Origin of the sequence: Iamia sp. SCSIO 61187 (assembly GCF_019443745.1) — a bacterium.
Taxonomy (GTDB): domain Bacteria; phylum Actinomycetota; class Acidimicrobiia; order Acidimicrobiales; family Iamiaceae; genus Iamia.
Genome location: NZ_CP050948.1, coordinates 1,108,991 through 1,122,261, shown reverse-complemented (window position 1 = coordinate 1,122,261; position 13,271 = coordinate 1,108,991). Strand labels below are relative to the sequence as shown.

Below are 13,271 nucleotides of genomic sequence, written 5' to 3'. Positions count from 1 at the left end.
GCGCCGGCTGCGCGCCTCACCCCACGGCGCGCTCGCCCTTCGCCGCCTTGGCCACGGTGGTGACGATGCGCCGCGCGCGGGTCTCGGGCCGCTTGGCGGTGAGGATCCAGGTCAGGATCTGCAGCCGGGCGCTCGGGGGGAAGGCGGCGAAGTGCTCCGCCGCCGCCGGCAGCTCATCGAGCGCGGCCTGGACGTCGGCCGGGACGATCCCGTCCTCGACCTCGGCCAGGAGGTCCCAGGTGCCGCTCGCCTTGGCCTGGTCGACGAGGGCCTGGCCGGCGGGGGCCATGAGCCCGGCGGCGGTGAGCCGGGCCACCCGCTCCCGGTTGGAGCGGGCCCAGGCGCTGCGGGGGTTGCGCGGGGTGTACCTCTGGTACCGGGTCTCGTCGTCGCGCCGGCGCACGACGCTGTCGATCCAGCCGACGCAGAGTGCCTGGCACACCGCGTCGTCGTAGGAGACGAGGGGCGTGGCGCTGTCGGCCCGGCCCATCACCAGCCACACCCCCGGCTCGGTCGCGGCGTGGGCATCGAGCCAGGCCCGCCACGCCGCCGCGGTGGGGGCCACGATGGCGGGGAGCCCGTCGATCGTCTCGGACAGCACCGTGACCTGGTCGGGTGGAAGCTCGGTCGGGTCCACGGCGGCACGATGCCCCATCGGCACGGGGGTGCGCACGCGTCGGGCCGTCCGCCCGGGCGCGACCGTCGGCCGCGTCGGGCAGGATCGGTGGGTGGAGCAGCGCCGCCTCGTCCCCCGCGACCCCGCCAGCCCGCTGGTCCCCGTCGTGGGCATGGGCACGTCGCAGACGTTCGACACCGACGACCAGGACCTGGTCGACGCCGTGGTCGCCCGGGCCATGGCCCACGGCACGACCCTGTTCGACTCCTCACCCATGTACGGCCGCTCCGAGGCGACGTTGGGGCGGGCCCTGGAGGGTCGCCGGGACCAGGCGGTGGTCGCCACCAAGGTCTGGACGCCCGACGACGGCGACGCCGAGGCCCAGATGGACGCCTCGGCCCGCTTCTACGGGGGCCGGGTCGACCTCATGCAGGTCCACAACATGGTCGCCTGGCGGACCCGGCTCGACCAGGTCGAGGCCCGGCGGGAGCGGGGTGAGGTCGCCTTCGTGGGGGCGACCCACTGGCAGGTCTCCGGGTTCGCGGACCTGGAGGAGTGCATGGCGACCGGGCGCGTCGACGTCGTCCAGGTGCCGTACAACCCCGTCGAGCGCGACGTGGAGGAGCGGATCCTGCCCCGGGCCGCAGAGATGGGCCTCGGCGTGCTGGTGATGCGGCCCTTCGCCAACGCCGCCCTGCTGCGCGACCCGCCCCCGGCCCCCGAGCTCGCCGCCCTGGCCGCGACCGGCATCGCGACCTGGAGCCAGGCCCTGCTGGCCTGGGGCCTGTCGCACCCGGCCGTCGCCGCCGCCATCCCGGCCACGTCCAAGCCCGACCGGGCCGAGGAGAACGCCGCCGCCGGTGCCCTCCCCCCGCTCGACCCCGACGTCCGAGCCCGGATCGCCTCGCTGGTCACCCGCTGATCGGCGCCCTCGCGCCGCGCCGGGCTCGGTCCGGCGCGGTCGGCGGGCCGTACTGTGCGGCCATGGCCGACGAGACGACGCTGGCGGGGATCGACGAGCCGCTCGCGCCGCTGGGCCTGGGCACCTGGGCGTGGGGCGACCGCGCCGTGTGGGGCATGGGCGGCTACGACGCCGACCTCACCGAGGACCGCATCGTCGAGGCCTGGGACGCCACCCTCGCCGCCGGCGTGGCCCTGATCGACACCGCCGAGGTCTACGGCGGGGGCGAGAGCGAGCGCATCATCGGGCGGCTCCTCGCCGCCCGCCCGACCGACCGCGACCGGGTGGTGCTGGCCACCAAGTTCATGCCGCTGCCGCAGAAGCTGAACGTCCGCTCGGCGCTGCGGTCGGCCCTGCTGGCCTCGATCGAGCGGCTCGGCGTGGAGCGGGTCGACCTCTACCAGATCCACGGCCCGGTCAGCCTCCGCTCCAAGGGCGCCATCGCCGAGGCCCTGGCCGCCGTGGTCGACGAGGGCCTGACCCGGGCCGTGGGGATGTCGAACTACTCCGCCGGCGAGGTCGAGAAGGTCCACGCCGCCCTGGCCTCGCACGGGGTGCCGCTGGCGTCGAACCAGGTCGAGATGTCGCTCCTGCGTCGCCGCCCCGAGACCGGCGGCCTCCTCGGCACGTGCGACCGTCTGGGGGTCCGGATCCTCGCCTACTCACCGATCGGCCAGGGCCGGCTCACGGGCAAGTACTCCGCCGCCTCCCCTCCCCCGGGTCGACGGACCTTCTCGACCCACCCCATGGAGCAGGTCGACGAGGTGGTGGCCGTGCTCCGCGCCATCGGCGAGCCCCACGACCGGACGCCGGCCCAGGTCGCCCTGCGCTGGCTGGTCGAGAAGGGCACCATCCCCATCCCGGGCGCCAAGAACGCCGACCAGGCCACCCAGAACGCCGGCGCCCTGGGCTGGTCGCTCACCGCTGACGAGGTCGCCCGCCTCGACGCCGTCGCCCTCGACGGCACCCGCAGCCTCAAGCAGCGCATCTGGCAGCACGGCTGAGAGGTCTGCCACGCTCGGGCGGGCTGGGGGTCCCTCGACCGCCGTTCTGTTCGCGCCTGGCGACACGCCTGGCCGGTAGCGGTGTCAGAACGGCGATGGCCGCCTCGGACGCCGTTCTGTTCGCGCCAGGCGACAGAGGTGTCCGGCAGCGGTGTCAGAACGGTGCTGCGGTCACGTACGGCGGGTGGCGAGCGGATCCGACGCCATCAGCCTCCCCGTCGCCCTACCGCGGCATGCCCTCCTCGGATCTCGGGGTGCGGGGGCCGAGGGCGAAGGTGGGGTCGGGGGCGACGCCGTCGAGGATGAGGTCTGCGGCCAGGGCGGCGACGGCGGGACCGAACTTGAAGCCGTGGCCGCTGAACCCGGCCAGCACGGTGACGGCGCCCGACCGGTCGATGACGGGATCGTGGTCGGGGGTCGTCGTGTAGAGGCAGGTCAGGGGGACGGCGCGGGTCGACATCACGCCCGGCAGCCACGTCTCGGCGTAGCGCCGGAGGTCGTCGAGGGCGGCGGCGTCGATGGGGCGCTCGGCGCGGTCCGGGTCGATCTCGGGGCCGACGCCGTGGAAGCCCACCTTCACCCCCTCGGCGTCGGCCAGCCCGTACACCCCGTGGGCGGCCCGCGCCATCGTCAGCAGGGCTCCGGGGTGGTGGATGAAGCTGGGCCACGCCGCCGCGTCGTCCGTCGGCTGGAAGTGGGCCGGCTGCTCGACCGTGACCCGCAGGGCGGGCAGCCCGCCGACCCCGCCCAGCAGCCGGGACGCCCACGGGCCGGCGGCGACGACCGCCGCGCCGGCGGTGACCTCCTCGCCCGACGCCAGCCGCACCCGCACGCCGCCGCCGTCGCCGCCGACCTCGGTGACGGAGGTGACGGCCGTGCCGAGGCGCACCTCGGCCCCGCGCCGCCCGGCCGCCCCGTGCAGGGCCCGGACGGCGGCATCGGCGTGGAGCCGGCCGGCGGCGGGGTGGAACAGCACCGTCGTGTCGAAGCGAAGGCCGGGCCAGCGGGCCGACGCCTCCGACGGGGTCAGCACCTCGCACGGCACCGCGGCCTCGCCCAGGGCGGTCTGCAGGGCGGTGACCGCGACCGGGTCGCCGTGGTCGACGGCGCCGGTGAGGGTCAGCAGCTCCCGCCCCGTCTCGGCCTCCAGCTCGCGCCACCCGGCGAGGGCCCGGCGGGCCAGCTCGACGTAGCCGACCTGGGCGTAGGCGTGGCGGAAGATGCGCGACGCCCCGTGCGAGCTGCCGCGCTGGTGCCCGGGGGCGTGCTGCTCGACGAGCAGCACGGAGGTCCCGCGCCGGGCGACCTCCCAGGCGGTGGCCGCGCCCATGACCCCGCCGCCCACGACGACGACGTCGACGCTCATCGGATCGTCACCGCCCGAGTCCCGTCGTGGGCTCGCCGGGCGCGGGCTCGAACAGGCTGGGCTGGCCGCCGGCCGCCGCCCCCTCGATGCGCAGGATGCGCTGCTTGGTCGCCACCCCACCCGGCGCCGAGAACCCGACGGGCCGACCGCCCGCCCCGACCACCCGGTGGCAGGGGACGATGATCGGCACCGGGTTGGACCCCATGGCCCGACCGACGGCCTGGGCGGCGCCGGGCTCGCCGACCCGGGCGGCGACCTCGCCGTAGGTCAGGGTCTGGCCCGGCGGGATGGCCCGGACGACCTCGTGCACGCGCCGGCCGAAGTCCGTCTCGTGGTGCACCTCGACGGCGACGTCGGCCAGGTCGACCGGCCGGCCCTCGAGCAGCGCCCCGACCCGGTCGAGCACGTCCCGCACGGCGGCGGGCGGGGTGGCCCTCTCGACGCCGGGGACCGAGCGTCGGATCCGACGCTCGGTGGCGTCGTCGTCCGCCTCGGGGAGGGCCACGGCGACGATGACCCGGTCCCGCCAGGCGATCCCGCAGGTCCCGATGGCGGTGGGCAGGAGGGTGAAGCCGGGACGGTCCACGCCGGGGATCCTCGCAGCCCGCGCCGGGGGCCACACCGCTCCGTCCCCCGGGTGACGCCACGCGCCCTCTGACCAGGGCCTGGACCCGGCCCCCGTCCCGGCTCATGCCCGGTCCAAGCCGCCCCCATGGCCGCCGTCGGATGCTCGTCCCGTTCGCCAGACCCAAGAGGAGCCCCGCCATGAGCATCACGTTCTCGAGCCCCCCGCCCCGACCCGGCGTCGACGCCCGGACCGTCCCGCACGCCGCGCCCGCCGCCGGCCCGGCCCCGACGGGCGGCAGGCGCTGGCCGCTCTTCGGCGTGGTCGGCGCCGTGACGGGCTTGGCGGCGTCGATCTTGTCGATCCCGCAGCTCGACGAGGAGGACTACTCAGCCGGCCCGGAGGTCATCCAGCAGCTGGAGGCCACCAACTACAGGATCGCCTTCGTCCTGGGCCTGATCTCGGTCGGGTGCCTCCTCGTCGCCGCGGCCGGGTGGCGGCGCTGGGCCGAGGCCCGGGCCCCCCGGTCCCTCGCCGCCCGCCTGGTCGGCCAGGGTCTCGCCGTGACCGCCACGGTCAACGTGATCTTCTCCTGCATCGCCGGCTCGATGGGCCTGTACCTCGAGGGGGGAGCCGAAGCCGCCACCGGTCCCAACGACCAGGGCCTCTACGTCAACCACATCATCCTCGACTTCGGGTCGCTCCTCGGCTGGTGGGGGGCGGCGGCGTCGGCCATCGCCGTGGCCGCCCTGGCCTTCCGCTCGCCGCGCCTGCTCCCCCGGTGGATGGGCGTGGTGAGCGTGCTGCTCCTGCTCCCACCGGTCCTCATGGCGCTGGCGACGTCGCTGCCCGGCTTCGTCGGGCTGACGATGCCGATCTGGCTCCTCGCCGTGAGCATCGGCATGGTCGTCAGCAGGACCGCCGACGCCGCCGCATGAGGTGGCGTGGGAGGCTGGGCCGATGGCCGTCACCCGTGGCTTCACCGGTCGCCCTCGACCCGAGCGCGACCCCCGCCTCCCCCCCGGGCAGTACGACGCCGGCGACGACTGGCCGGTCCTGCACGTCGAGCTGGTGCCCGACCTGCCCCCGGAGGCGTGGAGCTTCGCCGTCGACGGGCTGGTCGCCACCCCCCGCACCTGGACGTGGGACGAGGCCCAGGCCCTCCCCCGCTCGACGTACTCGGGCGCCATCCACTGCGTGACCACCTGGTCCAAGCTCGACATGACCTGGGTCGGCGTCTCGGTCGACCTCCTGCTCGAGCAGGCCGGCGGCGTGCGGCCGGGCGCCACCCACGTCCTGGTCCACAGCCACACCGGCTACACGACCAACCTGCCCCTCGCCGACGTCACCGACGGCCAGGCGTGGCTGGCGTTCGAGGTCGACGGTGCGCCGCTCGAGCCCATCCACGGCGGCCCCGCCCGGCTGCTCGTCCCCCACCTCTACTTCTGGAAGAGCGCCAAGTGGGTGTCGCGGATCGAGGTCCTCGACCACGACCAGCGGGGCTACTGGGAGGACGGCGGCTACCACGATCGGGGCGACCCCTGGCGCGAGCAGCGCTACCACGGCGACTGACGTGGCGCCGGACCGGTCGCCCTGGTTCACCGGCACCGTGGAGGCGGTCCACGTCGAGACGGCCCGGGCCAAGACGTTCACCCTCCGGCTGCCCGAACCGTTGGGGCACCGGGCCGGCCAGCACGTCGTCCTCCGGCTGACGGCGCCCGACGGGTACTCGGCGGCCCGCTCCTACTCGGTCGCCTCGCCGCCGACCGGTGAGCCCACCATCGACCTCACCGTCGAGCGGCTCGAGGAGGGCGAGGTCTCGACGTTCCTCCACGACGTCGCCGAGCCCGGTGACGAGCTCGAGCTGCGGGGTCCGATCGGGACCCGGTTCGCGTGGGACCCGTCGGACGGTCCCGCCCTCCTCGTCGGGGGCGGGTCCGGCGTCGTGCCGGTGATGAGCATGCTGCGGCTGGCCCGGGCCGAGCGGCGCACCGACCTCGTGCGCCTCGTCGCCGCCGCCCGCACGCCCGCCGACCTGCTCTACGCCGCCGAGCTCCCGGGGCCCGAGGTCACCATCGCCTACAGCCGGGCCGCCGGACCCGACGGTCGCCCCGCCGGTCGGCTCGCGGCCGACGACCTGGCCCCCTCGGTGGCGCCCGGACAGCGCACCTTCATCTGCGGGAGCAGCGGCTTCTGCGAGGCCGCCGGCCGTCTCCTCGTCGGCCTCGGCGTCGACGCCCACACGATCACCGTCGAGCGCTTCGGCCCCACGACCTGAGACGCCTTCCGTCGGTCAGGCCAGGTCGGAGACGGTGCGGGCGAGGTCCACCAGGGCGAACCCGGCCCCGACCACGAGCCCGAGGCGGACCGCCACGAGGACGATCGGGGCGGCGGCGAGGCGGCGCAGCGGTCGGACGGTCCGGGCGACCGCCAGCGCGACCAGACCGCCGGCGATCGGCACCACCACCAGCCCGGGCAGCATGGCGGCGAAGGGCAGCCCGGCCCGGACGGGCGTGGTGCGGCGGGCCCAGCCCTCGGGTCGCAGCAGTCGCTCGGAGAGGTGGGCGGCGAGGGCGCCGTACCCGGCCGAGACGCCGGCGAACATGCCCACGCTGACCCACCGCGACCCCAGCACGGCGTAGTCGACGCCGTCGGCGTGGACCACCATCGAGCCGACGACCAGGCCGGTCAGCAGGCCCCACGCCAGCGGTCGCCGCCGCTCGGGGAGCGCCGTCCGCACCGCGGCGTACACCAGACCACCCATGCCGCCGACGAGGGCCAGGAAGACGATGAGCCCGAGGCTGCCGAGCAGGGTGATCTCGCCCGTGGTGGCGCCGTCGTCGGTGGTGAGGCCCTGGTAGCCGGCGGGCGTCTGGAGGGCGACGATGCGCATGGCGATGCGCCCCCCGACCCCGGCCACCAGCAGGCCGGACACGAGACCCCCCACCAGCCCGCCGCCGGCGACGCGCACCACGCGCTCGCCCTCGGTGCGCAGGCGAGCGCGGAACGGCTGCCCCACCTCGGTCGTCGCCTGCTCACCCACCACGATCGTCGTCACGGCGGGCGACGGTACGACGGCTCCGGGCCTGAGGTCACGCCCAGACGGGTGGGATCCGACCCCGTTCCCGGGTGGGTCGGCGGGGATCGATCAGGCGAGGGCGAAGCCCCGGTAGCCGCTACGGGTGATGTCCTCGACCTGCTGGGCGTAGCCCGGGAACCCAGGCAGGGGCATGAACACCCGGGGCTTGCCGGGGACGTTGGCACCCAGGTACCACGACCCGCACGTCGGGAACAGGGTGAACGAGGCGACGTCGTTGACGTAGGTGACCCACTCGTCTTGGGCGTGGGCCTCGGCCTCGATGGTGCGGCACCCCGTCGCGTCGAGGTGCGCCACCGCGTCGGCGATCCAGTCCACGTGGTGCTCGATCGACACGACCATGTTGGTGAGGACCGACGGGCTGCCCGGCCCGGTCACGGTGAACAGGTTGGGGAACCCGTGCACGGCGAGGCCGAGGTAGGTCCGCGGCCCCTCGGCCCAGGCGTCGCGCAGGCGGGCGCCGTCGCGGCCCCGGACGTCGATGCGGTCGAGGGCCCCGGTCATGGCGTCGAAGCCGGTGGCCAGCACGAGCACGTCGAGCTCGATCTCCTCGCCGTCGACGCGCACGCCGGAGGGCGTGATCTCCTCGATGGGGGTGGCGCCCACGTCGACCAGGCGGACGTGGGGCTGGTCGAAGGTGGCGTAGTAGCCGGAGTCGACGCACAGCCGCTTGCACCCGATCACCTGGCGCGGCGTCAGCCGCTCGGCGACCTCCGGGTCGGCCACCTGCTCGCGGATCTTGGCCCGGACGAACTCGGCCGCGGTCTCGTTGGCCGCCGGGTCGAGCAGCAGGTCGTTGAACGCGCCGAGGAACGGCAGCCCGCCCCACTCCCACGCCTCCTCGTACCGCTGCTGGCGCACCTGCTCGTCGACCTCGAGCGCCGAGGCGTCGACGCGGGGCACCCGGGAGCCGGCGCCGATCGACATCTCCCGGTTGGCGGCCCGCAGCTCGGCGTAGCGGGCCTTGATCGCCGCCTGCTCCTCGGGGTCGAGGGGCCGGTTGTGGGCGGGCACCGCGTAGGACGGCGTGCGCTGGAAGACGGTGACGGCGGCGGCCCGCTCGGCGATGAGCGGGATCGACTGGACGGCCGACGACCCGGTGCCGACGACCCCGACCCGCGCCCCGGTGAGGTCCGGCTCCTCGTGCGGCCAACGGCTCGTGTAGAGGGTCCGTCCCTCGAACGAGTCCAGGCCGGGCAGGTCCGGCTCGATCGGGACCGACAGGCACCCGGTCGCCATCACGACGAAGCGGGCCTCGTAGGCGTCGCCGGCATCGGTCGTCACCGTCCACCGCTGGGTGGCGTCGGACCACTCCGCCGCCGTGACCCGGGTCCCGAACCGGAACGACCGTCGGAGGTCGAAGCGGTCGGCGACGTGCTCGAGGTAGCGGAGGATCTCGGGCTGGGTGGCGTAGCGCTCGGTCCACTCCCACTCCTGCTGGAGGTCGTCGTCGAACGAGAAGGAGTACTCGAGGCTCTCGACGTCGCAGCGGGCGCCCGGGTAGCGGTTCCACCACCACGTGCCCCCGACGCCGTCGGCGGCCTCGATGCCCTGGACGTCGAGGCCCAGGCCCCGCGCCCGGTGGACCATGTACAGCCCGGCGAACCCGGCCCCCACCACCACCATGTCGAGCGTGCGTGCGCGAGCCATCCCACGCGAACCTAAGATCGCTTGACCGATCGGTCAAGCAACCCAGGAGCCCCTCCATGACGGATCTCGCAAGCGCCCCCCTCGACGTCGCCTCGGCGGAGTTCTGGCGGCGCCCCCTGGCCGAGCGCATGGCCGACTTCGCCGTGATCCGGGAGACCGAGCGGTTCCCCGTCTACGAGTTCGACAACATGCTCAGCGGCACCCGGGAGCGCTTCCACGCCGTCATCCACTTCGACGACATCATCGAGATCAGCAAGAACCCGAAGCTGTTCTGCTCGGGCAAGGGGGCGACGACCATCCCCGACCTGCCGATCGAGGCGCTCGAGTACTTCGGCGGGTTCATCAACATGGACGACCCCCGCCACGCCCGCCAGCGCGGCATCGTGGCGCGCTCCTTCACGCCCCGCCGCCTGGCGCAGGTGATCGACTCGGTCGAGACCATCTGCGAGGAGGTCATCGACGAGATGTGCGAGAAGGGCGAGGTCGACCTGGTCGAGACCATCTCGGCCCCGTTCCCGCTCCTCGTGATCTGCGACATGATGGGCATCCCCCGGAGCGAGTTCCAGACGGTGCTCGACGCCACCAACATCATCCTGGGCGGCGGCGACCCCGAGTTCATGGGTGACGGCGACCCGCTGATGACGCTCTTCGGCGCCGGCCAGACCCTCACCCAGCTGATGGCGGAGCTGGCCGAGGAGCGGCGGAAGAACCCGACCGACGACCTGACCTCGGCGCTCGTCCACGCCGACGCCGAGAACGACATGCTGGCGCCCGACGAGCTGGGGTCGTTCTTCATCCTGCTGGCGGTGGCCGGGAACGACACCACCCGCACCGCCACCAGCCTGGGCATGGACCTGCTGGCCAAGAACCCCGAGCAGCGGAAGATCTGGACCGACGACCTCGAGGGCGTGACCCCGACCGCGGTCGAGGAGATCGTGCGGATGGCCTCGCCGGTCACCTACATGCGTCGCACCGTCACCGAGCCGACCACCGTCGCCGGCCACGACTTCGTCGCCGACGACAAGCTGGTCCTCTTCTACGGGGCGGCCAACCGCGACCCCAAGGTGTTCCCCGACCCCGAGACCTTCGACGTCCGCCGCAACCCGAACAACCACGTGGGCTTCGGCGGGCCCGGCCCCCACTTCTGCCTGGGCGCCCACCTGGCCCGGCGGGAGCTGGCCATCATGTTCACCCACCTGTTCACCCGGCTGCCCGACATCGAGACGGCCGGCGAGCCGACCTACCTCGAGGCCCAGGGCGCCCCGCTGGTCGGTGGGGTCAAGCGCCTCCCGGTCCGCTTCACCCCGACGAAGCGCGCCCGCCCCTGACACCCCGGTGCACGGATCACCACCGACGGTTCACCTCGGAGGTGATCCGTCGCGCTCTCGGAGGATGGGTTCCAGGGCCTCGATGTAGTCGGTGAGGCGGGCGGCGACCTCGCCGCCGAGCTCGTCGTCGGAGAGGTCGGGGTCGAGCCAGACCTCCGAGACCCGCGCCCACGTGTCGCGGCCGAGGAACTCGCCGGCGACGGGCGCCGGGCCCAGATCCCTCCGCCATCGCCCCTCGGCGGCGAGGAGGCGGGCGAGCACGGCGTCGTTCACGTCGGGCTTGGGCTCCTCGGCGTGGAAGCCGACCTCGAGGGCGAGGGTCTCGGCCTCGGGCACGTGCCGGGTCCCGACCACCTGGGCCTCGTAGTGCAGGCGCGTCGCCTTCTCGGTCCCGAACCAGACCTTCACGCCGTACCGGTGCCACGAGCAGCGGGGCTCGCCCAGCCCGGCCGGCACCATCCCCCGCAGGGCGTCGGCGACCTCCTCGAACAGCTCCACCCCGTGAGCATGCCGCGCCCACTGCGACCTTTGTCCGGAAGTCCCCCTCCTCGGCAGGGTTCCGGACAACGTTGGCGGGCCCGGCGCGAACCTTGTCCGGAAGTCCCCCTCCACGGCAGGGTTCCGGACAACGTTGGCGCCGCCGGGTGGCAGGCTGGCGGCGTGACCGGGATCGAGATCGGCGTGGCCATCGCAGTCGTGGTCGGGATCGCCGGGGTGGTGATCCCGGGGCTGCCGGGCTCGCTCCTCGTCGGTGTGGCCGTGCTGGTCTGGGCCATCGCCCTCGGCGAGGCCGCCGGGTGGGTCGTGCTCGGCGTGGTGCTGGCCCTGCTCGTCGCCGGCACGGTCGTGAAGTACGCCGTCCCGGGCAAGCGCATGAAGGCCGAGGGCATCCCCAACCTCACCCTGTGGTGGGGCGCGGCGGGCGCCATCGCCGGGACGTTCGTCATCCCCGTGGTCGGAACCATCGCCGGGTTCGTCCTCGCCGTCTACCTCGCCGAGCAGCGACGGGTCGGGTCCGAGCAGGCCTGGCCCTCCACCCGGTCGGCCCTCCGGGCCGTCGGCACGAGCATGCTCATCGAGCTCACGGCCACGACCCTCGCCGGCGTCGTCTGGGCCGTGGGCGTGGTCGCGACCTGAGGAGCAGACTGGGCACCATGGATCGCCCGACCTCGGTGGACTTCCACTTCGACATCATGTGCCCGTACGCGTTCCAGACGTCGCTCTGGATGCGGGAGGTCCGGGACCGCACCGGGCTGGAGGTGCGGTGGCGGTTCTTCTCGCTGGAGGAGGTCAACCGGGTCGAGGGCAAGAAGCACCCGTGGGAGCGGGACTGGGCCTACGGCTGGTCGATGATGCGGGTCGGGGCCCGTCTCCGCCGCGACGACCCCGCCCTGCTCGACGCCTGGTACGAGGCCGCCGGGTCCGCCCTCCACGTCGACGGCCGCAAGCCCCACGACCCGAGCGTCGCCCGGGAGCTGCTGGCCGAGCTCGACCTCGACCCCGGGCTGGTCGACGAGGCCATCGCCGACGAGACCACCCACGACGAGGTCCACGCCGAGCACGATGCGGTCCTCGCCGTCGGCGGCTGGGGCGTGCCCACCTTGATCTTCGCCGACGGCCAGGCCCTCTTCGGCCCCGTCATCGTCGACCCGCCGACCGGGGAGGCGGCCGAGCGGCTGTGGGACCTCGTCCTCGGCTGGCGCGAGTTCCCCCACCTCTACGAGCTCCAGCGACCCAAGCGGCGCGAGGACATCGCCCTCATCGCCGAGACCTTCCGCCCCTACCTCGACGCCCGGGACTGGCAGTCGGTCGCCAACCCGACCCCGTAGGTTCGGGGGATGGCGACGCACCTGCCCAAGGACGAGACCGTTGCCGCCCTGCTCGAGGAGCTGGCGGCCATCGACGGTCTGCTGGCGACCCTCGACGACGAGGAGTGGAGGACGCCGACGGCCCTGCCGGGGTGGGACGTCCAGGCCAACGTGGCCCACGTCATCGGCACCGAGAGCATGCTCGCCGGCATGCCGACGCCACCGGCCGACGTCGACGTCGCCGCCCTGCCCCACGTCCGCAACGACATCGCCAAGGTCAACGAGCCGTGGGTCGTCGCGCTTGCCCCGCTCACCCCCGACCAGGTCCGGGAGCAGCTGCGAGCCATCGTCGCCCAGCGGTCCGCGGCCCTGCTGGCCATGAGCCAGGAGGAGTGGGACGCCGAGGGGTTCACGCCGGCGGGCATGGACACCTACGGCCGCTTCATGCGCATCCGGGTGTTCGACTGCTGGATGCACGAGCAGGACATCCGGGACGCGGTCGACCGGCCCGGCCACCACGACGGCGGCCCGGTGGAGCTGGTCCTCGACGAGATGGCGACGGCGATGGGGTTCGTCGTCGGCAAGCGGGCCTGCGCGCCCGACGGCGCCCGGGTCACGATCGCCCTGACCGGCGGGGCAGCCCGCGACATCCACGTCGCCGTCGACGGCCGCGCCGCGGTCGTCGACGAGCTCGACGGCCCGGCGTCGGTCGTCATCACCACCGACGTGCACACCTTCACCCGCCTGGCCGGCGGCCGCACCCGCTGGGACGCCGTCGACCCGGACCTGGTGACGATCGAGGGCGACCAGGCCCTCGGCCAGCAGATCCTGACCAACCTCGCCTACACCATCTGACGCCACGGATGGTGCCAGGCA

The 13,271-nt window shown here is 74.2% G+C and carries 15 protein-coding genes; 9 read left to right on the top strand and 6 right to left on the bottom strand.

From position 1 onward, the window contains the following. Nucleotides 1-16: 16 nt before the first annotated feature. Entirely contained in the window at nt 17-637 is a 621-nt protein-coding gene (locus tag HC251_RS05535; protein ID WP_219944311.1) for a YdeI family protein, read from the bottom strand. Between the two features lie 91 nt (nt 638-728). Here HC251_RS05535 and HC251_RS05530 point away from each other — a divergent pair, with 91 nt between their 5' ends. Then, nucleotides 729-1,538 (top strand): aldo/keto reductase, encoded by an 810-nt coding sequence (locus HC251_RS05530; RefSeq protein WP_219944310.1) that lies wholly within the window; start codon nt 729-731, stop codon nt 1,536-1,538. 62 nt (nt 1,539-1,600) lie between these two features. Then, the gene (locus HC251_RS05525) at nt 1,601-2,581 is read left to right on the top strand and encodes an aldo/keto reductase (protein WP_219944309.1); all 981 of its coding nucleotides are present in this window, start codon (nt 1,601-1,603) and stop codon (nt 2,579-2,581) included. 223 nt (nt 2,582-2,804) lie between these two features. Here HC251_RS05525 and HC251_RS05520 read toward each other — a convergent pair whose 3' ends face one another. Continuing rightward, nucleotides 2,805-3,947 carry an FAD-dependent oxidoreductase gene (locus tag HC251_RS05520; protein ID WP_219944308.1) on the bottom strand — a complete coding sequence of 381 codons (1,143 nt, stop codon included), beginning with the start codon at nt 3,945-3,947 and terminating at the stop codon, nt 2,805-2,807. A gap of 7 nt (nt 3,948-3,954) precedes the next feature. Next, on the bottom strand, nt 3,955-4,533 hold the full coding sequence (locus HC251_RS05515; RefSeq protein WP_219944307.1) for a methylated-DNA--[protein]-cysteine S-methyltransferase: 579 nt from the start codon (nt 4,531-4,533) through the stop codon (nt 3,955-3,957). A 179-nt stretch (nt 4,534-4,712) separates the two neighbouring features. Here HC251_RS05515 and HC251_RS05510 point away from each other — a divergent pair, with 179 nt between their 5' ends. From HC251_RS05510 to HC251_RS05500, 3 genes are read left to right on the top strand one after another with little or no spacing between them, the layout of a single operon-like run. After that, complete coding sequence (locus tag HC251_RS05510; protein WP_219944306.1) at nt 4,713-5,450, top strand: hypothetical protein; 738 nt, start codon at nt 4,713-4,715, stop codon at nt 5,448-5,450. 22 nt (nt 5,451-5,472) lie between these two features. After that, a complete protein-coding gene (locus HC251_RS05505) occupies nt 5,473-6,084 on the top strand; it encodes a molybdopterin-dependent oxidoreductase (protein WP_219944305.1) in 612 nt (203 codons plus the stop codon). Between the two features lies 1 nt (nt 6,085). Next, nucleotides 6,086-6,790 (top strand): FAD-binding oxidoreductase, encoded by a 705-nt coding sequence (locus HC251_RS05500; RefSeq protein ID WP_219944304.1) that lies wholly within the window; start codon nt 6,086-6,088, stop codon nt 6,788-6,790. 15 nt (nt 6,791-6,805) lie between these two features. Here HC251_RS05500 and HC251_RS05495 read toward each other — a convergent pair whose 3' ends face one another. Beyond that, on the bottom strand, nt 6,806-7,570 hold the full coding sequence (locus HC251_RS05495) for a hypothetical protein (RefSeq protein ID WP_219944303.1): 765 nt from the start codon (nt 7,568-7,570) through the stop codon (nt 6,806-6,808). Between the two features lie 90 nt (nt 7,571-7,660). Continuing rightward, the gene (locus HC251_RS05490; protein WP_219944302.1) at nt 7,661-9,259 is read right to left on the bottom strand and encodes an NAD(P)/FAD-dependent oxidoreductase; all 1,599 of its coding nucleotides are present in this window, start codon (nt 9,257-9,259) and stop codon (nt 7,661-7,663) included. A gap of 56 nt (nt 9,260-9,315) precedes the next feature. On the opposite strand from HC251_RS05490, the gene HC251_RS05485 reads away from it, so the two are divergent. After that, nucleotides 9,316-10,587, top strand: coding sequence for a cytochrome P450 (locus tag HC251_RS05485; RefSeq protein WP_219944301.1), 1,272 nt, complete (start codon nt 9,316-9,318; stop codon nt 10,585-10,587). A gap of 30 nt (nt 10,588-10,617) precedes the next feature. On the opposite strand, the gene HC251_RS05480 is transcribed toward HC251_RS05485, so the two are convergent. Further along, nucleotides 10,618-11,085, bottom strand: a complete 468-nt coding sequence (locus tag HC251_RS05480; protein ID WP_219944300.1) for a hypothetical protein — start codon at nt 11,083-11,085, stop codon at nt 10,618-10,620. Between the two features lie 162 nt (nt 11,086-11,247). Between HC251_RS05480 and HC251_RS05475 the strand changes: the two genes are divergently transcribed. From HC251_RS05475 to HC251_RS05465, 3 genes are read left to right on the top strand one after another with little or no spacing between them, the layout of a single operon-like run. After that, nucleotides 11,248-11,724, top strand: a complete 477-nt coding sequence (locus HC251_RS05475; protein WP_219944299.1) for a DUF456 domain-containing protein — start codon at nt 11,248-11,250, stop codon at nt 11,722-11,724. Nucleotides 11,725-11,741: 17 nt separating this feature from the next. Continuing rightward, nucleotides 11,742-12,416, top strand: a complete 675-nt coding sequence (locus HC251_RS05470) for a DsbA family protein (RefSeq protein WP_219944298.1) — start codon at nt 11,742-11,744, stop codon at nt 12,414-12,416. A 9-nt stretch (nt 12,417-12,425) separates the two neighbouring features. After that, nucleotides 12,426-13,250 (top strand): maleylpyruvate isomerase family mycothiol-dependent enzyme, encoded by an 825-nt coding sequence (locus HC251_RS05465; RefSeq protein WP_219944297.1) that lies wholly within the window; start codon nt 12,426-12,428, stop codon nt 13,248-13,250. The last annotated feature ends 21 nt before the right edge of the window (nt 13,251-13,271 follow it).

Coding starts and splice junctions, on each gene's coding strand:
- HC251_RS05525 (WP_219944309.1), top strand. CDS start 1,601: ATGGCCGACGAGACGACGCTGGCGGGGATCGACGAGCCGCTCGCGCCG.
- HC251_RS05520 (WP_219944308.1), bottom strand. CDS start 3,947: ATGAGCGTCGACGTCGTCGTCGTGGGCGGCGGGGTCATGGGCGCGGCC.
- HC251_RS05510 (WP_219944306.1), top strand. CDS start 4,713: ATGAGCATCACGTTCTCGAGCCCCCCGCCCCGACCCGGCGTCGACGCC.
- HC251_RS05505 (WP_219944305.1), top strand. CDS start 5,473: ATGGCCGTCACCCGTGGCTTCACCGGTCGCCCTCGACCCGAGCGCGAC.
- HC251_RS05490 (WP_219944302.1), bottom strand. CDS start 9,259: ATGGCTCGCGCACGCACGCTCGACATGGTGGTGGTGGGGGCCGGGTTC.
- HC251_RS05485 (WP_219944301.1), top strand. CDS start 9,316: ATGACGGATCTCGCAAGCGCCCCCCTCGACGTCGCCTCGGCGGAGTTC.
- HC251_RS05470 (WP_219944298.1), top strand. CDS start 11,742: ATGGATCGCCCGACCTCGGTGGACTTCCACTTCGACATCATGTGCCCG.
- HC251_RS05465 (WP_219944297.1), top strand. CDS start 12,426: ATGGCGACGCACCTGCCCAAGGACGAGACCGTTGCCGCCCTGCTCGAG.